Raw genomic sequence first — 21,641 nt, 5'->3', positions numbered from 1 at the left:
ACTCGTCCTGTATATTATACATGGATTGAGTATCTGGTCACTATATAGCATCCAATTTAGTATCATGATCAATCCATTCATATCCCTTTCTGACGTATAAAACAAGGTAAACGATGCATACTACTGCGGTCGCTTCATCATTGCCAATCGCTTCACCCCATTAATCGCACAGAGAGGAAGAACTACATGTCTACCTTATTGTATATTACTGCCCATCCTCATGATCATGAAACCTCCTTCAGCATGGCTACGGGCAAAGCATTTATTGATGCGTATCGTGAAAGTCACCCTTCCGATGAGGTTGTTCACCTCGATCTGTATCGTTCGGATATCCCCCATATCGATGCGGATGTCTTCAGTGGTTGGGGCAAACTGCAATCGGGCAGTGACCTAACTTCCGAAGAGCAGGCCAAAGTAAGCCGTTTGAATGAACTGTCGGATCAATTTGCCACAGCAGATAAATATGTTTTTGTAACCCCGATGTGGAACTTCTCGTTTCCTCCCATTCTGAAGGCTTATGTGGACTCGATCTGCGTAGCTGGCAAAACATTTCGTTATACCGAACAAGGTCCTGTTGGACTGTTGTCTGACAAAAAAGCGTTGCATATTCAGGCTCGCGGTGGTATTTATTCCGAAGGCCCAGCGGCTCAGATGGAATCCGGTCATCGTTACTTAAGCATTATCATGTCATTCCTCGGTGTGCCGAAGCTTGACGGCATTTTTGTTGAGGGGCACAATCAATATAAAGACCGTGCAGATGAGATTAAGCAACAAGCTATAGAGCAAGCACGCACTTTCGCAAAACAGTTTTAAAGAGAGGTAGCTTCATCCCATCTTCTCGGTACTGAAAACCGACCTTTTTGAACACTCACTTAAAGTGTAGTAAACAATTAAAACAAAAATAAAACCCGCGTGCGTCCCAGGGATACCCCCAGGAAACACGCGGGTTTTCAATGTATAATCAACCTAGAGCTTATTGATGTCCAGCGCTGGCACGGCTCATGGTTTCCAGTTTACGTGTAATCGCATGACGGTCTACTTTCAATCCCCAGATCATTTCAATAATCTGCTCTTTCTCCTCAGGACTGTCGGCATGCTTCAGTTGCATTAACAGATCATGCATTTGTTCATTAATGCCTTCAAATTGAATCCATAAATCCTGTCTTACCTCTTTGGAATCCAGATGATGATTCGCATCGACTTCTTCCTTCAATGCTTGCAGAATAGCATCTTTCCATTCGTCATCACCTAGCTGTTTCGCAATGTTCAGGAGATCCAGATAATCGTCAACAAGAAGTGAGTTCAATTCAGCATGTGTTTTCATCGTTTATTGCATCCCCTTTTCGTCTATTTACCAAGTATTATACTCGGTATTTCAGGATATGCAATAGCTGTCGGAAAAAGTTGATTTATGTAGCCTGTCCCTTCAACCTGTGAACAAGCAAATTACACAAGACAAAACCGATCAAAACATACACACCGATCAAACCTACAATGCCTATCCATCCAAGATGACTGTAAAGCAGTCCACCTCCTGTTCCACTTACGCTTGAACCAAGATAGTAGAAAAATAAATACAACGCATTGGCCTGGGATTTGTGCTGATTGGCCACGAGTCCAACCCAGCTGCTTGCGATGGAATGACCGCCAAAGAAACCAAAGGCAAACAGGGCGAGTCCGATAATTTTGACCCAAAGCACTGGATGAACGGTACAGACTGCACCAGCCAGAATAATTCCCAGCGCGATTCCAAGCACATGTGACCTGCCGTACCGATCTGCCAGTCTGCCCATCCAGGTGCTGCTGACCGTGCCCATCAGATATACCACAAAAAGACTTCCAACGATAGACTGGCTAAGATGATAGGGTTCACCCGTTAATTCAAAACCGATATAGTTGAACAGGGTCACGAATCCCCCCATCAGGAGAAAACCGAGTCCATACAGGCATAACAGCCTTGGATTGCGACATTGTGACCACAAAAGAGGTATTGGATTTTTGAATCCAGTTGCAGCTTTGACAAAATGACGGGATGGCGGGATGACAAGCCAAAAAATAACGGCTGCGCACAGTCCAAGAATACCAATGAAACCCACAGCAGCCCGCCAACTGAACCAATCTGTCACCACACCGCTGATGAAACGCCCAGCCATGCCTCCTATCGAATTGCCGCTGATATATAGGCCCATGGCATAACCAAGACTCCTAGGTTCAATTTCTTCTGACAGATATGTCATGGCTATCGCTGGCAACCCTGCGAGTGCCACCCCTTGAAGAATACGAAGCAGAAGAAGCTCCGTATATCCTGGACTGAATGCGCTCAGCAAAGCAATGACAGAAGATATCACCAGGGCCGCTGTCATAATAAAGCGTCGGCCCACAGAATCAGATAAGGACCCGATGAACAGCATCGTCAGTGCCATAGCGATCGTTGTTACCGATAACGTAAGACTGGCGTGTGCCGGCGTAATGGAGAATGCGTCGCTAATCTCAGGCATCAGGGGCTGGAGGCTGTAGAGCAAAGCAAACGTGACAAAACCTCCGGCGAACAGTGCAAGGCTAATGTTACGAAACGTCTTAGTTCCCTGCTGAATCATGGATGTTCCAACTTTCTCAGTAAGAAAGCTTCTTGGATCGACTGTGGCCTGATCGCCGGTCAGTGAAGCCTTCCATTTATCGTTATTTAGTGAATAGTTTCCGCTCCATATGGGTCAGAAACTCATAACCATCTGGCGTTACGACTATTGTATCCTCGATTTGGAATCCACCAGCACCTAACTCGTAATATGGTACCTCAACACATAACACCATACCGGGCTCCAGTATCCGCTGGTCACCCGGGGAGAGGGTTATATCGTCGTACAGTTCCAACCCGATGGCATGTCCGACATGCTGACGTCGGTAATGTGGAATCCCTTCACGCTGTACGCGAGATACTGCCGCATGGAATACTTCCGACGCCTTGACGCCAGGGCGCACGGTTTCAAGTGCCGTCTCCCATCCATTTTTGACTGCATCAAAATGCTTTTTCATCCAGGCGGTAGGCTCCCCTGCAACAACCGTGCGGCCCGTATCTCCCCAGTATCCTTCTAGCTGTAGGCAGAGGTCGAAACGGACCTGATCTCCAACCTCAATCGTATGAAAATAATCTTCGATGAGTGGCAATGCACTGCGTGGCCCTGCCCCTACCGCTGTCATTGCCGGAGTTCCACCTGCTCGCATCACAGCCAGACGATAATGATCGGCAAGTTGCTTCTCATGAATACCTGCGGCAATCAGGTCAATTAGTTCCTGCTCAATACGTTCATTTAATTGGGCAGCCTGACGCAGTTGCTCGATTTCAAAAGGTGTCTTGACCAGACGGATTTCTCGGAACAACTTATAAGCGGGAATTACCGGTCTGTCAGGAACCTCCTCCTTGATTCTCGTCAGAATATCGGGAGCGATCCGCATCTCATCGATTCCAATCGGCTGATCTTCGATCTCAAGCTGTTTTAATGCTGCCTTGAGTGCTTCAACAGGACTTGGATGAATAACCGTCGTTTGCAGGAGAGAATAGAACAAATCAATGTCGTTAGTGGAAGGTTTGCCTTCAATTGAACCTTCCACGAAGAAATCACTGTAGGCAAATATATCTACCCCCGTGATACCAAACTGGGCCACAACGCCTAACCGATTCGTTGGAATGACGATACACGGCTTAGCAGATCTGTCGGCAGGCAGAACCGCATAAATCTGCATCGTCCAGTTGCTTGCACGCAGCTGGGACCCGATGACATAGTGAATGTTCTCCGGAGTAGTTGCAATCAGGGCACTTAGTCCCTGCGCTTTCATCACTTCTTCCGCCCGATCCCGATTCAGACCTGAGCTATGGGATAGATGCTGTGAATTATTCATTTTGATCCAGACCTCCTTTTGTTTTCCTGCGACCAAACAAACTTTCAAGTCCTGGTACAGAGCGCAGCACTAGTTTAATCGTCATAAACAGAGCCAGCGCAAAAGCGATCAGAACGACAGACACAACAGCAATTGTTGGGTCCTGCCATTTCTCCATATACAGGAATAGCTGTATTGGCAACGTGTAGCTATCCTGACGGAGCAGCAGCAGTGCAGCCTCTACCTGATCAAAAGTGAAGACAAAAGCGATTGACCCTGACAGAAGCAGGGATAGTCGGAGCTGTGGAAGTGTAATCGTGAAAAAAATACGCATCGGTCCTGCACCAAGGTCCGCGGCAGCTTCCCGATGAGCCGGGTGCAGATTGGCTAACGCACTGCCCACAATAGTGAGCACGAATGGAAGCACAATGACCGCTTCACCCAAAATAAGTGCAAACAGTCCGCCTGCAATATGCATTTTTGAGAATAAAATCAGGTAGGCGATACCCAGCGTAATTTTCGGCATAACCATCGGAGATACAAAAAATGCCCGTAAGATACCCGAGCCCAGGAAAGGGTATTGCACGATCGCTAACGCAGCAAGCGTACCTGTAATCAAAGCCAGCAGAACCGCCCCTGTAGAAGCAATAAGGCTGTTCTTGAATGCATCGAGAAATTGGGTCTGCTCACTCAGATTGGCATACCATTTCAAGGTTAGACCTTCTGGCGGAAATTTGCTGGCTGAACCTGAGCCTACAGATGTCAACATAATCATCAGCAGTGGCAGCAGCAAATAAATCGCTACGGCGCCCACAAAGATGTAGAGTAACAGTTTGGTGCTCCTGTTCGACTTAACCATACGCCTGACCTCCCTTACGGGAACGACGGAACATCAACGTTTCTGCTCCTTTATTCACAAGTAACGAGACAACAATGGAAGACACAAGTAAGAACAGGCTAGCAACCGCAGCCATCGGCCAGTTCGTGTCCAAAGTTCGCTGGTATATAAACACCGGAAGTGTCATGACTCTTCCCCCACCGATCAGTTGAGGTGTGGTGAACGCGGTGAGGCATAACGTGAACACAATCTGTACCCCGCTTGCTATACCTCTTGCCGATAAAGGCAGGGTAATGGTCAGGAATGTTCTCCAGCTGCCCGCCCCCAGATCCTGAGCAGCTGCCTTTAGGGAAGCGTCACTTTGGGACAACACATTCAGAATCGGGAAGACCATAAATGGCAGGAAAATATGGACAAGGGCCACGACAACACCTGTCTCGTTGTATATCATGCTGAATCCTTCCTCGGTTAGCCCTAGACGGATGAACAGCCAGTTCATGAAACCCTGTTTGGACAGCAACAGCTGCCATCCATAAGAACGTACAACCGCGCTGACCAGTAGCGGTAGGAACGTGAGCAGCAGCAACATTTGCTTCATGCCAGGTTTCTTTAGACCCGCTATGCAATAGGCCAGCGGATATGCAAGCAGAAGACTCCATAGCGTAACCTTTAAGGCAATGCGAAACGTTGTCCCAATCAGCTTCCAATAATAAGGGTCGGACAGAAAAGCACGATAAGCTCCTAAATCCCAGCCCCGAATAAGCTTTCCATTCTCATACATATCAAAGCTATATCTGCCAAAGATCAGCAATCCGCCCAGATACACGATGCCCATCAGAGCAAGTGCAGGCAATAGAAGCAGCAACCGGGTTACCCATGTGCGGTTTCCAAAGGAATACAGATTCACGATCCGTTCCGCGATCCGGTTCATATTCTTGCCCCCTGTACACGGTCATCAATGGGTTCGGATAACAAGAGTGCGTCCTCTGGTTCAAAGCCAATTTGTATTGGCTCACCTGGACTATAACGTGAAGCTCCCCGCTGATGCAGCACACTGGCCTGAACTAGAAAACCTTCAGCAATCTGCACACTGTATCGAGTATTTGCTCCGCCATAGACCGCTTCAATCACGTGTCCATCCAGCTTGTTCAGGCAATGAGTTGCATCTTCTCCAAGTCGAATATACTCATTGCGGATCGATAAGGAATGTCGTGCTCCCACTTTCGGTACAGCATTGCCACCACTGACTTTCACCAGCAATGAATTGCCGAAACATTCTACCCGAATTCCATTGACATCATGTCCTAACACTTCTGTCTCTAAGAGGTTGGTATCTCCAATGAACTTGGCTACGAAACTATCGGCCGGTCTTTCATAGATTTCATCAGGGGTTGCATATTGCAGCAGCTTTCCGGCGCGCATGACCCCAATCCGGTCAGACATGTTCATGGCTTCGCTCTGATCATGCGTTACAAAGATAAACGTTCCGCCGAACTCACGCTGGATGCGTTTCAGTTCACGCTGCATATCTAGACGCAGCTGCATGTCCAATGCCGAGAGAGGTTCATCAAGCAGCAGCACTTCGGGCCTGTTGATCAGTGCGCGAGCAATGGCGACGCGTTGGGCCTGCCCCCCGGACAGCTCGGATACAGCACGCCTGCCATAGTCTCCGAGTTGGACCAGATCAAGCATTTCACCTACCTGCCGTTGGATATCGGCTTTTGGTAACTTCTTCACCTTTAGTCCATAGGCAATGTTGTTGAATACATCCATATGAGGGAACAGCGCAAGCTGCTGAAAAATCATATTGCTATTGCGTCCATAAGCCGGGATGCCGGTAACATCCCGGCCTCCCAGCATAATGGTGCCCTGATCCGGCTGCTCAAGTCCGCCAAGCATGCGTAGCAGTGTTGTTTTGCCACAGCCACTCGGACCAAGCAAGGAAACGAATTCTCCCTTTTTCACTTGAAGTGTTACTTGATCAACGGCGGCTCGTTCACCATAAGTCTTCGTGACTTTCCTTGTTTCAATGGATATGGTCTCTTGTCCGCTGCTCATCTCTGATTCCCTCCCATCCATTCCGGGTTCAGAACAGAACCCGGAATCGTTGTGTACCTGGCAACAATCCTTTTATTGAAGCTTTGTTTTCACGAGTCGGTCCCATAGTTCCTTCCAGGAAGAGCTGTTCTGTGCAAGCACATCCCAGTCTGGATTAATGCCGTTACTTTGTGTTTCGACGGAGAAGGAAGGATCATCCTTGTACTTGTCCGGAACTGCAGCTGTCGTACTGGTTACCGGCGTACCCGTTGCTTCCGCGTATTGTGACAATGCCTCTGCGCTCAGCAATTCGTTAATAATTTCATTTGCAACACGTGCCTGCTCCGGTGTTGAGCCTTTCACTACCTGAAGTGTGTACGGGAAGGAGATGGCACCTTCGCTCGGATATGCTACGGCCAGTGGAGAACCGCCATCAATCCATGTCTGTGCAACCTGTGCACTGAATGGGGCAATGAGCGCATCACCTGACTCCAGCAGTGCCTTCAGCTGATCATTGGATGAAACCAATGTGCCAATCTGGTCACTGCGATCTGCCCAGAACTGGAAGGCTGGCTCGGGATTTTCATAGGTTGCGCCAATCTCTTGACCTTTTGCAGCAATAAGTGGGGAGATATAGGAATAGAACATGTAGTCCCAGAGCGCAGTTTTTCCTTTGAACTCCTCGTTGTCCCACAGATCGTTCCAGCTGGTAGGGGGTGTTTTCACCAGGTCTTTGTTATATACCAAGGCGAAACTAGAAACGCCCCAGACCACACCTTTATTGTCTGGCTTGTGGAAGGACTCCGGAATATCCTTGATATTGGTCACGATGCTGGTATCCAGTGGCTCCCACATGTCATCATTCAATCCTTTTGCCGTTGCATCTGCATTGAAGTAACCGAAGTTAACCACCGGATTGTTGGCATCAGCCTGCTTGCCTGCGACCATCTTTGGGTACATTACCGAATTGGAGGATTCCTCAAAGGTGACTTCAACGTTGGGATGTTCTTTCACATACTCGGCAACCACTTCTTTCGGAACGATATCCTGATTGGAGCCAGCCCAGATAAACATCGTCAGCTTAACTTTGTCTCCGCTTGCTCCTGAAGAGTCGGTCTCTCCGGCAGTATTACTTGAGCTGCCTGCCCCGCCGCAGGCGGAAAGCACCAATGTACCGGCCAGTGTTAGAGAGGCGAGGCTGAGAAAGCGTTTTTTGTTGGATTTGAACATGCAAATTCCCCCATCCATGTAGTTGGTTTTACCGATATGACAGAACTAGATAGTCTCCATACACTTGATCAATGCAACCCTATTTGCTGGCGTAACCCTTCCATAATATCGGATATCTCCCGTGGATCTACAGATAGGGAATCCCTATATTTCTCCTCTACAATGCCCATGGTCTGACGCTTCAGGTAGTCTCTTAGTGCAAGCGGAGCATTCAGCAAGGCCTGATTCAGCGTTACCTGGATCTCATCGCTCCATATGTCTTCAAATTGCTCCCGCGCCTTGCCATAGGCGAATTCCTCCTGCTGCCGTGGTCGCTTGGCTCGCATTTGTTCGGTATCGCTCTCGTTCAGCTCCAGGCCGTCAATCACAACACCGTATAACTCAAGGGCTTTCTCCGGGGATACTAGCCCCCTTCTTACATCCTCCAGAACTAGGCGTGGGTCACGTTCAAGTGGATCACCATATCCGCCTCCGCCTTGCGACAAGAACGTAACCGTTTCTCCAGGTTGAAGCAACAGCTCATCAATTCTTCCCAGATGATCCTCACTTGCACGTCCAGCATTAAGAATCGCTTCTCCATGTGAACCTACGCCGCCACCGAGCCTACCCCAAGGCTGAAACTCCATACGTTCCATGTTTCTGGCCGTCATCACCGTATCCGGTGTTAGAATTCTGACACATAAATCAATCCCGCTTCCACCGCGGAAGGTTCCTGCACCTGCTGAGTCGGCACGAAGACCATAATGTTCAATCAACACAGGCATCTCGGATTCCACCGTTTCCGCAGGAATATTCCGAAGATGACCGACCGCAAAATCCATGCCGTCAATCCCGTCTTTCATCGGCCTAGCTCCCGAACCTCCGCAGATCGGCTGAATTACGCCCACCTTTTTCCTGCCATCGGATGCATCTGTCATCGCCATCATGACGATGCAGGCTTGTCCAGCTCCTGCCGCGGGAACCATACTGCCCTGAGCTTTCCCCAGAGCTCCCGTGATAACGTCCATCAGCCGGATAAAGGTCGCAGCACGTGCCCCAACTGCTGCCATCGGCTCCGGGTTAAGTACGGAAGCAGGCGGCGCGTAATTTCGCACCATGCGAATCATGCCCGAATTCCAAGGAATCGTCGGATCGAGTGTACGGAAATAACGAATAAGTGCGGGCACCAGCATGTAATGCCCCTGTTGGTTGTGGGTAGGAATGTTGAATGAAGCCCTGACCTGAGGATCGGTGCCGCTAAAGTCCAGATGAATGTCACTACCTGCAATCGTCATTTTGCAGCGCAACCGGATAGGATAACCCCCTGGTCCTTTCTCCAGATAGTCCCAGAAGTCATAGGAACCGTCCGGGATATCCTGCACAATAGCACGTGCCTTCAGCTCGGCGTATTCCAGCAATTGTTCGATGCCCTGCTGGATTTTTCCCACGCCATAACGTGCAATGAGTTCCTCAAGCCGCTGTTCTCCCCGATTCAATGCCGCCATAAGCGCTTTAAGATCACCGAGATTTTGCTCCGGAATTCGGCTGTTGTCCAGAAACATGCGCAGGATCTGCTCGTTCAGAACACCAGCTTCATACAGCTTGACTGGTGCGATTCGAATGCCTTCCATATGAATATCGTAGGCGCTGGGAGACACACTCCCCGGTACCTTGCCACCCACATCAGAAGAATGAACAAAGCACATGCCGTATGCGATAATTCTCCCTTCGTGAAAATAAGGCTTGATGAGATGAATGTCTGGAAGGTGTGTGACCATGCCTTTAGTGGAATAAGGATCATTACATATGACGAGATCCCCTTCTTTCCAGTCTTCTATGCTGTTAATGGTCGCAGCAGCAGGGATGCCCAGGGACAGATTATAACCCGTCTCCAGCGGTGACCCGAACGTTTCCCCGGATGGAGATAAGAGGTAGGTTCCAAAATCGCCCGTTTCTTTGACAAAAGCGGTGAATCCTGTGCGCAGAACAACATTCGCCATTTCTTCCACGGCAGCTTGAATCCGGTTGTTAAAAATCTCAAGAAAGACTTTGTCGCCGATCATGCTTCCACCTCCCCAATCACGTTCCCGTGGACATCCCGGTATACCTTATATCCAGGCGGGATAAAGATCGTTGTATCATATTCCTCCACAATAATGGGCCCGGAGATGGGAGCATCCACCGATGGAATCTGTCCCCTTTTCAGTACCTTGGCTGTGTGCTGTACCTGGTCAAAAGTGATGATCCTTTCTTCCGCTGCACTCTCATCGAATGGCAAATCTGACGGATCTACCGTGTTATGGGTAGGTAAAACACCAACAATGGTTGCTCTGAGACTTACGAACATAACCTCTGCCTCTGGCTGACTGATGCCAAACACGTTTTGGTAAGACATATGGAATTTAATCCCTGCCTTTTTGGGATCTTCAATTTCTTCCAATGTCAGCGTGACCTCGAGATCAAAGGCCTGTCCCTCATATCGCATATCCGCACTGTATAGGCAATAAATATTGTCCAGCTTGACACCACGGGCTTCCTCATCGACCCAGCTACGTCCCTGGTTTTCCAATTCAGCAAAAAGAGAGCTTAATTCACCAGACTCCAGAGTCTGAGTACTTTTGTGTAACGTATGAACGAAATCATTGCGAAGATTGGCGACCGTGCAGCCCATGGCACACAGTGTTCCCGGAGATGGCGGGATCAGCACTCTGCCGATACCTACCTCGCGTGCCATCAGAAAAGCATGCATCGGGCCTGCTCCACCGTATGCGAGCAACGTAAAATCGCGGGGGTCAACGCCCTTGCGAGCCATGAGGGGAGAAAACTGGGCATACATATTGGCGGTTGCCACATCAAGAATGGCTTGCGCAGTCTGTTCGGCATTCAGTCCAAGCTTCTCTCCCAGATTGCCCAGAGTACGCTCTGCAAGTTCGGGATACAGACGCATTTGTCCGCCAAGGAAACGGTCAGCATGCAGGATACCGAGCTGTAGATAGGCATCTGTGGTTGTCGGCTCTTCTCCCCCGCGCCGATAACATGCCGGACCGGGGTTGGCTCCCGCGCTGCGTGGCCCCACCTTGAGTACGCCTACGGAATCAAGCCAGGCAATTGAACCACCACCAGCTCCTATAGCCGTTACATCAACAGCGGGAATGATGACAGGAAAATCTCCAACTTTGTTCTCAGAAGAATAGCTCGGTTCTTTGTCAATGAGGGCAACGTCAACGCTTGTCCCACCCATGTCAAATGTGATGACCTGATGAATGCCAGCTCGTTCAGCAATATGGGTCGCGGCGATTACACCGGAAGCAGGCCCGGACAGAAGCGTACGTACCGGCTCATTTGCCGCTCTGGCAGCCGTCATAATTCCACCGTTGGACATGGTGGACAGCAAGTTGGCTTTGAGGCCGTACGCCTGAATCCCTTCTTGCAGACGCAGGAAGTAAGACCCCATCCGGTCACCTACATAAGCGTTCATTGCCGTTGCGAGTGTTCGTTCGAACTCACGCTGCTGTGGCCAGATGGCGCTGCTTCGGCAGATGAACAGTTGCGGATAACGCTCCCTGATCAGATCTTCCGCAAGCTGTTCATGAGCAGGATTCACATAAGCATGCAAAAAACTAATTGCCAAAGCTGTAACACCATCCTCGACCAGCTCATGTACCGCTTGCAACAGCTGTTCTTGATTCAGTGGCTGGAGTATCCCACCACTTGCAATCACACGTTCATCAACTTCCTTAACGCGATGTCTCGGTACTAACGCATCTGTCTTGTCACCGTACAGATTGGTTGTATCCTCAAGTCGCAACCGCCGGATCTCAAGAATATCGCGGAATCCTTTAGTGACCAGAAGGCCTGTAACAGCACCACTTCGTTCAATTAACGTGTTGACGCCAAGTGTTGTTCCATGCACAAATAGATCAATCTCACGAATGTTCACGCCATTCGCCTTGAGTTGATCAAGTACGTTAAAAATTGCCTGTTCTGGAGCTGCTGCAATCGATGGCGTCTTTAGCGCCGCAATCACCCTGCCGTTATGGTCCATCACCAGCGCATCCGTGAAAGTACCTCCGATATCTATGCCTAAACGATAGATTGTGTCCACAAGCTCCTCAACTCCTTTATCACCGGGTCTCGTTCAAAGTGTTTTATTGGTTTTGCATGGTGAAATAACGTTTGACGTCATCGATCATTTGGTTGATATGATTCACCATTGCCGCTTCAGCCTGTTCAGGAGATCCCGCTACTATAGCATCCAGAATCTGCTGATGATCCACAACTAATTCACTTCCTACTCTCCGGCGAATATACGCGGTTTCCAGAAAATCGCGGCTTCTCTCCCATACCAGTTCAACCGCATGCAGAAGAATTTGGTTTTGAGCAGCATAAGCCAGCAATCTGTGAAACTCCCGGTCCTCCTCGTATGGTATAATATTCTTGGAAAGCAATTCATGCTGGTTCACAATCGATGCTTGCAACAGTAATATGTATTCTTTCGATGCACGCTGTGCTGCCAGAGAAGCAATCTCCCGCTCAAGTGCCCTTCTGGCAACGAGAACATCCACTAGGGCCTTTTCCCCAGAATGATTCAGCATCTGAATTAACTGTGAATTCACGCTTTTTTGCTGCAACTCTCTTTCTAATATCTTTATTCGATCCAGACCCTGTTCGGTCAAAGTCCTTCCCTTGCGCCCTTCCAGAACTGTAAAACCTTCAACATCCATCTCCATAAGTCTTCTTCCGATGGTTGCCTGACTCAGACCATACGTTTTGCCCAAAGTATGAACCAACGTACTGGCCCCGATGGGAGCGCTGGCGTCTCGAAGCTGCTTCAGCAGTTCGTATTCCAGCTCCATTTCGTTTAGCTCAGGACCCACTGCATTCACCCCCTCTTAAATACTTAATTGTTATTTATTGTGCTTTTAGTAGTTACTCATTGATGATTAACGATAGTATAACTTCAAGCCCTCTCAGTTTCAACAAATCTCATCAAATTAGTACGAATTATTCACTTCTGCTTTATTACTACGCTTTCTAATTCAACAGTAAAAAAGAGCATTTCACATCCTGTATTCCAACGTTTAGCTGGAGGATGCAAACTGCCCTTAAGGTAGTAATATTTTGAATCATGAACACACTCACGAATGAACAAATAAGGTCTCAGGACTTGAGTTGTTGCAGCAACTGCACACGGTATGCTTCACTTTCAAGGGATTGGATTTCCTTGTATTCTTCGGCAGTAAGCACTTTAGGTTCCCCGGCTGCCTTGGCAATCATATACACCTTCGCACTTTCTTCCACCACCTGAGTGCGGTAATAGGCTTCGCGGAGGTTTTTACCGGTCGTAACCAATCCGTGATTGACGAGAATGAGTGCCGTATGTTCTTCTACCTTTGCTGAGACTGCATCGGCAAGTTGTTTCGTCGTTGGCAGAACATATGGAACAAATCCGATATCACCTACCAAAGCGGACTGATCAGGGAACAAATGAGGCAATTCATCAAAAACGAGACTAAGTGCGATCGTATATGCCGGATGCGTATGCACAATGGCTTGGATATCAGGATTCACACGATAGCTGTAAAGATGCATCAATACTTCGGAAGAAGGGCGTGTTGTTCCCGCACGAGTCTCTCCTGTCTCGATATCAATGGCGATCCATTCGTCAGGCTCCAGATCCTCAAGTGCATAACCACTCGGAGACAACAACATCGTTCCCCCAGAGCGAGCGCTCAGATTCCCACCGGGTCCTACCACCAACCCTTGGGCAACTGCTCTGCGGGCATATTTCGTCAACTCTTCCCTTACTTGCTGTTCAGACATGTTTTCTCCACTCCTCATAATTTTCTTTTTAGCATTTTGTGTCAATGCTCATTGCATTAAATCTGTTCATTACCTTTTGATTTGATTCAGACTTTGGTAGTTTTCATAAGCTTCCTGCCACAGCTCTGTATCCTCAGGCTCATAGGTCTCGGGGGAAAAGGAAGCAGCCATGACCTCCCGTACCTCGGCCAAGCTACTCACTTCTCCATGCGCAAGGAATTGCAGCATGCAATTCCCGGCTGAAGTCGCCTCTGCCGGGCCTGCCACCACCGGGACACCGGCTGCATTGGCTGTAAACTGGCATAATAGGCGATTGTGTACACCACCACCAACCATATGAATGACACGAGGTCTTGTACCTGTAATCAACTGCAGTTCATCCAGCGTCTGTCTGAATTCCAGTGCAAGACTTTCCAGAATGCAGCGTACAATCGCTCCAGTCGTTTCGGGCACTGTCTGTCTGGTGAGACTGCATTGTTGCCGTATTCGTTCAGCCATATTCCCTGGCGCCAAATACACGCCATCTCCCGGCGATACATAACTTTGATGCGGCGTTGCCAAGGTAGCCAATTGAATCAGTTCTTCATGTGTAAAAAGTTGATTCTCCCGCTCCCATTGCCGTTTGCATTCCTGTAGCAGCCACAAGCCTGAACGATTTTTCAGGGTGCGTACTTTTCCACTTACCGTCCCTTCATTGGTGAATCCGAGTGTACGACTTCGGTCATCCAATACAGGTGTATCACGCTCCACCCCCATCAGAGACCAGGTGCCACAACTGATAAAAGCGAAATCCGAATCATTCGCAGGGATTGCTGCCAAAGCAGATGCCGTATCATGTGAGCCCACAGAGACTACCTGTATCGGTCCAGTCCGTAACTCGGCGCACAACTCATTTGTTAAATCACCCAGCACGGTACCCGGTTGAACGAGTTTTGGAAATAATGTTTCCGGTATACCAAGACGCCCAATCAGGTGTTCATGCCAACGCGCCTCTCCTGCATGCAACAGCCCGCTGGTACTTGCAATCGTATACTCACAAGCCTGCTGACCGGATAGATAATAGTGAAACAAATCCGGCATAAATAACATGCGCACATCCGGGCGCAAACCTTCGGCCTGCTCTCGTACACTGCCTAGCAGTTGAAATACTGTATTGATCTGCTGCGGCAAAACGCCGGACATGGCATACAATTCTTCTTCTTTCACCATGTGCAGAACTTCTTCCATCCACTGTGCGTTGCGTGCTTCCCGATAGTGACGTGGGTTCGAGCACAACCTTCCCGCACCATCCACCAGTCCATAGTCCACTCCCCACGTATCCACAGCTATAGAACGGACCGATGGAGAGATGCCTTGCGTCCCTTTCACAATGCCTTGTTTTAATTCATGAAAAAGTCGCAAGAAATCCCAATACAATCCGCCCCCCAGTTGCACGGGTTCATTGTTGAATCGATGAACTTCTTGTAACGAGAGTCTGCTTCCATCAAAAGAACCCCGGACTACGCGTCCACTCCCAGCGCCGTAATCGGCAGCAAGCACATGTGCTGCTTGATCGCCCATTCTTTCAAGCCTCCTTAACTCTAAGCGATAAGCCGTATTCGAGTTCTGAACACAGCTTTCAAGAGAACGCCATGTTACCTCAACTCACAAGGAACATGGCGTTTGACAGGAATGGAACTTTATTTTAACGATACAACGGGCCAAATACACTGCAAGCACGGTAGTCTGCGCTCTCCGGCTCACTTGTGCCGAACAATCCCCATGCACGCGGACGGAAAATTTCCGTTTCAGGTACATTATGCATATTTACCGGAATGCGAAGCATGGAAGCGAGTGTAATCAGATCAGCACCGATATGTCCATACGAGATGGAGCCATGGTTGGCGCCCCATTGATTCATAACCTCGTATACGGAAGTAAACGCTCCCGATCCGGTTAGAACAGGTGCAAACCAGGTGGACGGCCAGGTTGGATCTGTCCGCTGATCCAGCGTATCATGCACATCTTCAGGCAGATCGACCGTGTAACCCTGAGCGATTTGCAACACTGGTCCCAGTCCTTTAACCAGATTCAGACGTGTCATCGTTACAGGCATGCCACCTTTGGTCAGGAAATCCGCTGAATAGCCGCCCCCGCGGAAATATTCTACGGATGCCGGTCTCCAGGATGTTGCTTTTAGGCAGTCCTGTACTTCCTCATCTGTAATTTCCCAGAATGGCTTGAGTACAGGCTTACCATCTCTGGACTGTTGCCCAGTGCCATCCAAAGCTGCGGAACCGGAGTTAATCAGATGCAGGATGCCATCCTTCGCGTTTCCTTCCAACTGGTGCCCCGTCACACGCTGTACTGAATCTGGACTCCAATACGTACGCACATCAGCAAAGATCTGTGCCGTATGTGTCAGCAGCGAACCGAATAACATCGATACCCCGTTCAGGCTGTCATTCTCCGTTGCAACCAGATAAGGCGCACGTTTGCCATTCCAGTCAAAGGAAGAGTTTAATATCGACTCCAGAAAATCTCCGTTAGGTGAATGATCTGTCCACTGCCGTTGTCCCTGGAAGCCGGATACAATCGCGTGGTGGCCCATCGATTCCTCTGTGAAACCAAGCTCAGCCAATCTTGGATTGCCCGCCATCAAGTCACGCACAATTTGGGTCATTTTCACAACGGTCTCCCATTCGTACTCTTTGCGTTTGCGATCCGTTTGCAGATGGGCAGCGTTGTTGTCCGGACCTTCGTTACAATTCTCCTTCACCCAGGCCAGTGCGAGCTTATACTCTTCAGGATCGTAGATTTCTTCTTCAATACGACGAGTGAGCTCGCTCATATCCACATATTCGTTCCTCATGCCCAGATACTCTTGGAAAAATGAATCGTTCACAATCGAACCTGCAATCCCCATGGATACCGATCCAATGGACAGATACGCTTGCCCTTTCAAGGTAGCGGCTGCCAGACCCGCACGGCTGAACCGGAGTAATTTCTCACGCACGTCATCGGGAATTGTTGTATCCCCGCCGTCCTGAACATCCTCTCCATAGATCCCAAAGGCCGGAATCCCCTTCTGTGCATGGGCAGAGAGAACTGCCGCCAGATATACAGCACCCGGACGTTCAGTTCCGTTAAAACCCCAGATAGCTGTTGGAGTGGATGGTGACATATCCATCGTTTCCGTACCATAACACCAGCATGGTGTCACGGTGATCGTTACGCCCACATTGGAACGACTGAACAGTTCAGATGCTGCGGCCGCTTCGGCCACTCCGCCAATACAAGTCTCGGCCACAACACATTCCACCGCGGACCCGTCAGGATAACGCAGTTCGGCTGCAAGCAGTTCCGCAACAGATGTCGCCATCCGCATCGTTTGCTCTTCCAGTGACTCCCGAACACCCTTGCGTCTTCCATCAATCGTGGGACGAATACCAATCTTGGGGAAAGCCTGCTTATAACGATAATCCTGATGTGTCATACTGGAATGTCCTCCTTCAATTCGTTTCATAGAATTTGGGTTGAATTGAGAAACCTTCTGTCTGATCCATATGCATTGATTGGAATGAGATAATGACGGAAATACAACCGATACCCGAGTGGCACACAAGAGCTGCATACACAGATTATCAAGAGTACTACTTGAGTGTTGAATGCGTTTACATATATTAAAAAATAACAATAAACCACTTCATTAATTAGCTATGTATGTAGTTCCTCTATTCAAGAAAATGGAACGTGCATGAGCGAATTCAACGAAATGGTTTATGTAGTAAAAACGTTCAGAACCCTTTAGGGTTATCGGTAACCCTAACATAGCATGAGCCTATCTTGCTGTCAATTGGCATTATCCTATAGAATGGTAAGACTGACTATGTTGCGGAAAGGTTAGATTCTAATGATTACCATTTACGATATTGCCAAAAAAGCCAACGTCTCCGCCATGACGGTCTCCAAGGTCATTAATCATACAGGCCGCATAAGTTCCGCGACACGCGAACGTGTGCAACAGGTGATCGACGAACTGGGTTACATCCCGAACTCCAATGCACGCAGTCTTGTGCTTCAACGAACTCAGATGCTCTCCCTTCTTATTACGGATATTACCAACCCATTTTATACAACACTGGCCCGTGGTGCTGAAGATGCAGCCCATCTTCGTGGGTACCGTCTTTTATTCGGCAATAGTGACGAGGATTACCATAAGGAAAAGGATTACGTGGATGCGATTCTTTCTACTCGCGTGGATGGGGTGCTCTTTGCCCCAGCAGGAGATCGTTCTCTCACTCATCTGAAACAGCTGCAGGAACGTCACATTCCGTTTGTCTTTCTGGACCGCACCGTACCTGGCATTACGTCAGATATCATTGCCGGAGATAGCCTGGAAGGCGCGATTGAGCTGATCCGATATCTGGTGCAATTGGGGCACCGGCGCATTGCACTGGTCAATGGTTCTTCGGAGGTTTCTACCGCCAGACTGCGGGAGGAAGGTTATATAGCGGGTTTACGTGAGGCCGGAGCTGATATTGATCCCGAGCTTGTGCTTCGAACCGGGTACCGGGATTTCAGTGATGTAGAGGGACTGAATCGACTACTCTCTCAACCGGATCAACCAACAGCCATTTTTGCCGCCAACAACATGCTGGCGATTGGGGTCATTCGGCTTTTGCGCAAAAGAGGACTGCGTGTACCAGAAGACATTTCTGTTGTGTGTTTCGACGATTTGGATCTGGCTTCTGCTTTTGATCCTTTTCTAACTGTAGCTGCACAGCCAGCATATGACTTTGGATTTCAGGGCGTACATATGCTGATTGACCGGATTGAAGGCAAGGCTCCTTCCGAAGCCCAAACCATTATTCTACCGTCAGAACTGCGTATACGGGCCTCTGCCTCCGCCCCACGTGAGCCAAAATAGAGTTAAGCGCGTGAGTTGACAAAATAATATCGTGTAAATGATTAGTCCCACTTATCTAGATTAGATTCAATTCAGATTTTAAAAATGTACAACATGAACAGGGTGCACCGGAGATTACGCTCTGGTTGCACCCTGTTTGATGTTCATACGTTAGAATGACCCAATTCGTCTGAACCGGTTGGTTCGTCAGGTTCATTCAGTTTCATTTTGGTTCCATCCGAGCCGATATTCTACCGCTCCGACTGTAATGCAAGAGCGACCTCACGAACGAGTCCCGGGAACCAGTCCATCAAAGGTTCGAACGTATATCCCGCTTGTTCAGCCTTGGTCGTCTCCATCGTCCATGATTGCTCAATTCCGAAGGGTGACATGTCCTCTTTCACCGTTTCCGTGAGGATCTGGGACTGCATGCCCGTGACCGTCTCGATCAGATGTATCATGGCTGACAGCGTAATCGTACCCTTGGAAGCTGCATTCACCGGACCGGTAATGGACGAGTGTCCAAGCCAAGCAAGAAATCTTGCCGCTTCGGTGGAATTGATAAATCCAATCTCCGCATCCGGATTTGGCATGCCGATCGGTTTTCCTTTTTGCACATGTTCAATATGAAAATGAAGTCTTCTCGTATAATCATCAATCCCGAGTACAATGGGAATGCGCATCGCCACAACCGGGAAATCCGCTTCCTGGAAAAATACAGCCTCCGCAAGCCGTTTGCCTTCTCCATACGAAAAATCCGCCGCACTCCCATACTGTAATGGATATGTATACGGGTCAAAATCCGTTTCCTTAAATCCAGGTCTGGGATCACCGTACACCGAGAGTGTGGATGTCAGAACGTATCTTTTGGTGCGGCCTGCAAAAGCTTCACATGCCGCTTTCGCCGCATCCGGGGAATAACAGATATTGTCGTACACGACATCCCACATGTCTGTCTGCGCAACCTCTGCCAGAGATTCCGGGTCTTCACGATCCATCTTGATTCGGTTTACTTCGGGTCCGAAGTCAACATCCGTTTTACCACGAGTGGCGACTGTGATCTGAGACTTCCCTTCCCACAGCAAGTGATCCACCAAACGTTTACCAAAAAAACGTGTACCCCCAAGTATAAGTACTTTATTCATCCCAAAAACCTCCTACCTTGTTCGATTATGTTTAACAATTTGAAGCATGCTGTGAGCATTCCGTTGAAACTCATATGAAGTTGGTTCTTCGGATACCGTGTACCCAAGCTCTTCAAGTATTAATTTTAATTCATCCATGTGTTTGTAACGTTGGCCAGACAGATCCACTGTTGGAAAAATGCGAACCTCTCGTTTGGTCACACGCAGCAGCTCCATTACGGTGGCAACATGAAAATCAACATCCAATCGATCCGCATACGTAAACAGGAAATGGGCGGATAACGTCAGATCGAATTGTTCATCCGCAAAGGGTAGATCCGGGAGCACAGACGCCACATAACGGTCAGGAAACATTCTCATATCTGCGATGCAATCTGTGATGGCACGAGTTCGTTCTTCCTTTAACCCCTGGATTGATCCAAATTGATCCCACACATATATGCTTTGCACCGGTTCCATCTGTTTCATCGTATGCTCAATGTCCTGAAATCCCTTTACTTCAAGCTCGTCGATCTCATATTCGTAGGCAATATCCACGGCCATGGGGTCTGCACCCAACTTGCGCGCCTGGCTACTGAACGAACATGCTCCGCCGGGACAATCCAGAATCGACTTGCCAGTAATCTCCTCTACCGTTAAGTTGAACATCTTCATATATTCCTCGAAGGTTCTTCCTATGAAAACAATCTGTGACAGTTCCAAACCACCAGAATCATTGACACGGTTGTCTTCTCTGCTGTTCTTCTGATCATCTCTAATGTTGCTCTGCTCATCTCTGCTCATCTCGTCTCAGCTACCTTTCCTGTTTTTGAATCAATCGTTAGGGAACACAAGCCCAATCTGCTTCCGAATCTGATCCATGACCTGCATCGTAACATAAGAACGTTCATACGTGTTCATGTCAGACTCCTTTTTGCCTTCCTGAACCAGATTCACGAACTCCTCCACTTCATAATACATCGCCGGATGGTTTTGTTCGACTGTGAGCTGCTCCACTGTACCGTCATTGTAACGTATCTCTGCATGTTCCGGTGAGCCAATCTTGTCAATGATGATGCTGCCCAGCTCCCCCATAATTTCGCTTGGCACATGAGAGTTGGAGATTTTGGAGTATGTAACAACCGCATCCATCCCATCATAATCCAGCAGCACACTGCCTTGTCCATCCACGCCAGATTCCAGCATCATCGCTTGGGATTGAACCCGGTTAGGTGCACCGAACAACGTAATCAATGGGTAGAGACAATACACACCGAGATCCATTAACGCCCCATTAGCGAGTTCAGGCTTGAACGCGTTCAGGACAATCCCCTCTTTGTACTTGTCATAACGCGAAGAATACTGAGAGTATCCTGCTACATATTTGCGGACAGGACCGATTTTATGCAGGCTCTTCTGCACCATTTTGAACTGGGGAACAAGGGTCGATTTCATCGCTTCCATGAGCAGAACCTCGTGTTCTCGTGCTGTATCGATTATGCTCCGAACTTCGGCGCTATTTGCAGCCAGAGGTTTCTCGCACAATACATGTTTACCGTTTCTCAGAAAAAGCTCAGCCTGCTCTGCATGAACCGTATTCGGTGTTGCAATGTAGACTGCATCAATCACATCACTTGCCGCCAACTCTTCCAGATCGGTGAAACGGTGTTCAACATCATATTTATCTGCAAATGCGTTAGCCTTATCTTCAGTTCTTGAATACACGGCGGTTAATTTGAAACCTTCAACCTGTGCTGCGGCTTCAAGAAGCCTTTCTGTAATCCAGTTGGTACCCACTACTCCAAAACGAACCATGCTTACCTACCTCTTTCATCTATAAATTTCA

18 protein-coding genes are annotated in these 21,641 nt (G+C 48.7%); 2 read left to right on the top strand and 16 right to left on the bottom strand.

Annotated features, from left to right (window positions below):
- The first annotated feature begins 186 nt into the window (after positions 1-186).
- A complete protein-coding gene (locus FE296_RS25715; protein WP_150366779.1) occupies positions 187-813 on the top strand; it encodes an FMN-dependent NADH-azoreductase in 627 nt (208 codons plus the stop codon).
- A gap of 160 nt (positions 814-973) precedes the next feature.
- Here the strand turns inward: FE296_RS25715 and FE296_RS25710 are convergent, their stop codons facing one another.
- From FE296_RS25710 to FE296_RS25650, 13 genes are all read right to left on the bottom strand, one after another.
- Positions 974-1,324: a hypothetical protein gene (locus tag FE296_RS25710; protein WP_036613800.1), complete on the bottom strand. Its 351-nt coding sequence runs from the start codon at positions 1,322-1,324 to the stop codon at positions 974-976.
- Positions 1,325-1,409: 85 nt separating this feature from the next.
- On the bottom strand, positions 1,410-2,597 hold the full coding sequence (locus FE296_RS25705) for an MFS transporter (protein ID WP_150366778.1): 1,188 nt from the start codon (positions 2,595-2,597) through the stop codon (positions 1,410-1,412).
- Between the two features lie 82 nt (positions 2,598-2,679).
- On the bottom strand, positions 2,680-3,897 hold the full coding sequence (locus tag FE296_RS25700) for a M24 family metallopeptidase (protein ID WP_150366777.1): 1,218 nt from the start codon (positions 3,895-3,897) through the stop codon (positions 2,680-2,682).
- Positions 3,890-4,735, bottom strand: coding sequence for an ABC transporter permease (locus tag FE296_RS25695; protein WP_150366776.1), 846 nt, complete (start codon positions 4,733-4,735; stop codon positions 3,890-3,892). The genes FE296_RS25700 and FE296_RS25695 overlap by 8 nt, the downstream gene beginning before the upstream one ends.
- Complete coding sequence (locus FE296_RS25690) at positions 4,728-5,645, bottom strand: ABC transporter permease (protein WP_150366775.1); 918 nt, start codon at positions 5,643-5,645, stop codon at positions 4,728-4,730. Before FE296_RS25690 ends, FE296_RS25695 begins: the two co-directional genes overlap by 8 nt.
- Positions 5,642-6,772 (bottom strand): ABC transporter ATP-binding protein, encoded by a 1,131-nt coding sequence (locus tag FE296_RS25685; protein ID WP_124115158.1) that lies wholly within the window; start codon positions 6,770-6,772, stop codon positions 5,642-5,644. The genes FE296_RS25690 and FE296_RS25685 overlap by 4 nt, the downstream gene beginning before the upstream one ends.
- Before the next feature lie 72 nt (positions 6,773-6,844).
- The gene (locus FE296_RS25680) at positions 6,845-7,981 is read right to left on the bottom strand and encodes an ABC transporter substrate-binding protein (protein WP_150366774.1); all 1,137 of its coding nucleotides are present in this window, start codon (positions 7,979-7,981) and stop codon (positions 6,845-6,847) included.
- Between the two features lie 68 nt (positions 7,982-8,049).
- Positions 8,050-10,023 carry a hydantoinase B/oxoprolinase family protein gene (locus tag FE296_RS25675; protein ID WP_124115160.1) on the bottom strand — a complete coding sequence of 658 codons (1,974 nt, stop codon included), beginning with the start codon at positions 10,021-10,023 and terminating at the stop codon, positions 8,050-8,052.
- Positions 10,020-12,065 carry a hydantoinase/oxoprolinase family protein gene (locus FE296_RS25670; protein WP_150366773.1) on the bottom strand — a complete coding sequence of 682 codons (2,046 nt, stop codon included), beginning with the start codon at positions 12,063-12,065 and terminating at the stop codon, positions 10,020-10,022. Before FE296_RS25670 ends, FE296_RS25675 begins: the two co-directional genes overlap by 4 nt.
- 43 nt (positions 12,066-12,108) lie before the next feature.
- The gene (locus FE296_RS25665; protein ID WP_223869030.1) at positions 12,109-12,837 is read right to left on the bottom strand and encodes an FCD domain-containing protein; all 729 of its coding nucleotides are present in this window, start codon (positions 12,835-12,837) and stop codon (positions 12,109-12,111) included.
- A 283-nt stretch (positions 12,838-13,120) separates the two neighbouring features.
- On the bottom strand, positions 13,121-13,783 hold the full coding sequence (locus tag FE296_RS25660; protein ID WP_124115162.1) for a class II aldolase/adducin family protein: 663 nt from the start codon (positions 13,781-13,783) through the stop codon (positions 13,121-13,123).
- 69 nt (positions 13,784-13,852) lie between these two features.
- The gene (locus FE296_RS25655) at positions 13,853-15,343 is read right to left on the bottom strand and encodes a rhamnulokinase (RefSeq protein ID WP_150366772.1); all 1,491 of its coding nucleotides are present in this window, start codon (positions 15,341-15,343) and stop codon (positions 13,853-13,855) included.
- Between the two features lie 124 nt (positions 15,344-15,467).
- On the bottom strand, positions 15,468-17,258 hold the full coding sequence (locus tag FE296_RS25650; protein ID WP_150366771.1) for an L-fucose isomerase: 1,791 nt from the start codon (positions 17,256-17,258) through the stop codon (positions 15,468-15,470).
- A gap of 417 nt (positions 17,259-17,675) precedes the next feature.
- Here FE296_RS25650 and FE296_RS25645 point away from each other — a divergent pair, with 417 nt between their 5' ends.
- Positions 17,676-18,692 (top strand): LacI family DNA-binding transcriptional regulator, encoded by a 1,017-nt coding sequence (locus FE296_RS25645; protein ID WP_124115165.1) that lies wholly within the window; start codon positions 17,676-17,678, stop codon positions 18,690-18,692.
- A gap of 230 nt (positions 18,693-18,922) precedes the next feature.
- Here the strand turns inward: FE296_RS25645 and FE296_RS25640 are convergent, their stop codons facing one another.
- From FE296_RS25640 to FE296_RS25630, 3 genes are read right to left on the bottom strand one after another with little or no spacing between them, the layout of a single operon-like run.
- Entirely contained in the window at positions 18,923-19,816 is an 894-nt protein-coding gene (locus FE296_RS25640) for an NAD-dependent epimerase/dehydratase family protein (RefSeq protein WP_150366770.1), read from the bottom strand.
- Between the two features lie 12 nt (positions 19,817-19,828).
- Positions 19,829-20,599 carry a class I SAM-dependent methyltransferase gene (locus FE296_RS25635; protein ID WP_124115167.1) on the bottom strand — a complete coding sequence of 257 codons (771 nt, stop codon included), beginning with the start codon at positions 20,597-20,599 and terminating at the stop codon, positions 19,829-19,831.
- 30 nt (positions 20,600-20,629) lie between these two features.
- Positions 20,630-21,610 (bottom strand): Gfo/Idh/MocA family protein, encoded by a 981-nt coding sequence (locus FE296_RS25630; protein ID WP_124115168.1) that lies wholly within the window; start codon positions 21,608-21,610, stop codon positions 20,630-20,632.
- Between the last annotated feature and the right edge of the window lie 31 nt (positions 21,611-21,641).

Origin of the sequence: Paenibacillus sp. UASWS1643 (assembly GCF_008693195.1) — a bacterium.
In the GTDB taxonomy this organism is placed as follows: Bacteria; Bacillota; Bacilli; order Paenibacillales; family Paenibacillaceae; genus Paenibacillus; species Paenibacillus amylolyticus_B.
Note: the sequence above shows the minus strand (reverse complement) of the source record. Positions and strands in the feature narration are given on the sequence as shown.

What these genes read in the sequence shown, in the direction of transcription:
- FE296_RS25650 (WP_150366771.1), bottom strand. Translation starts at nt 17,258, where the DNA reads ATGACACATCAGGATTATCGTTATAAGCAGGCTTTCCCCAAGATTGGT.
- FE296_RS25690 (WP_150366775.1), bottom strand. Translation starts at nt 5,645, where the DNA reads ATGAACCGGATCGCGGAACGGATCGTGAATCTGTATTCCTTTGGAAAC.
- FE296_RS25645 (WP_124115165.1), top strand. Translation starts at nt 17,676, where the DNA reads ATGATTACCATTTACGATATTGCCAAAAAAGCCAACGTCTCCGCCATG.
- FE296_RS25705 (WP_150366778.1), bottom strand. Translation starts at nt 2,597, where the DNA reads ATGATTCAGCAGGGAACTAAGACGTTTCGTAACATTAGCCTTGCACTG.
- FE296_RS25710 (WP_036613800.1), bottom strand. Translation starts at nt 1,324, where the DNA reads ATGAAAACACATGCTGAATTGAACTCACTTCTTGTTGACGATTATCTG.
- FE296_RS25630 (WP_124115168.1), bottom strand. Translation starts at nt 21,610, where the DNA reads ATGGTTCGTTTTGGAGTAGTGGGTACCAACTGGATTACAGAAAGGCTT.
- FE296_RS25640 (WP_150366770.1), bottom strand. Translation starts at nt 19,816, where the DNA reads ATGAATAAAGTACTTATACTTGGGGGTACACGTTTTTTTGGTAAACGT.
- FE296_RS25685 (WP_124115158.1), bottom strand. Translation starts at nt 6,772, where the DNA reads ATGAGCAGCGGACAAGAGACCATATCCATTGAAACAAGGAAAGTCACG.
- FE296_RS25675 (WP_124115160.1), bottom strand. Translation starts at nt 10,023, where the DNA reads ATGATCGGCGACAAAGTCTTTCTTGAGATTTTTAACAACCGGATTCAA.
- FE296_RS25655 (WP_150366772.1), bottom strand. Translation starts at nt 15,343, where the DNA reads ATGGGCGATCAAGCAGCACATGTGCTTGCTGCCGATTACGGCGCTGGG.
- FE296_RS25700 (WP_150366777.1), bottom strand. Translation starts at nt 3,897, where the DNA reads ATGAATAATTCACAGCATCTATCCCATAGCTCAGGTCTGAATCGGGAT.
- FE296_RS25680 (WP_150366774.1), bottom strand. Translation starts at nt 7,981, where the DNA reads ATGTTCAAATCCAACAAAAAACGCTTTCTCAGCCTCGCCTCTCTAACA.
- FE296_RS25715 (WP_150366779.1), top strand. Translation starts at nt 187, where the DNA reads ATGTCTACCTTATTGTATATTACTGCCCATCCTCATGATCATGAAACC.
- FE296_RS25695 (WP_150366776.1), bottom strand. Translation starts at nt 4,735, where the DNA reads ATGGTTAAGTCGAACAGGAGCACCAAACTGTTACTCTACATCTTTGTG.
- FE296_RS25660 (WP_124115162.1), bottom strand. Translation starts at nt 13,783, where the DNA reads ATGTCTGAACAGCAAGTAAGGGAAGAGTTGACGAAATATGCCCGCAGA.
- FE296_RS25635 (WP_124115167.1), bottom strand. Translation starts at nt 20,599, where the DNA reads ATGAGCAGAGATGAGCAGAGCAACATTAGAGATGATCAGAAGAACAGC.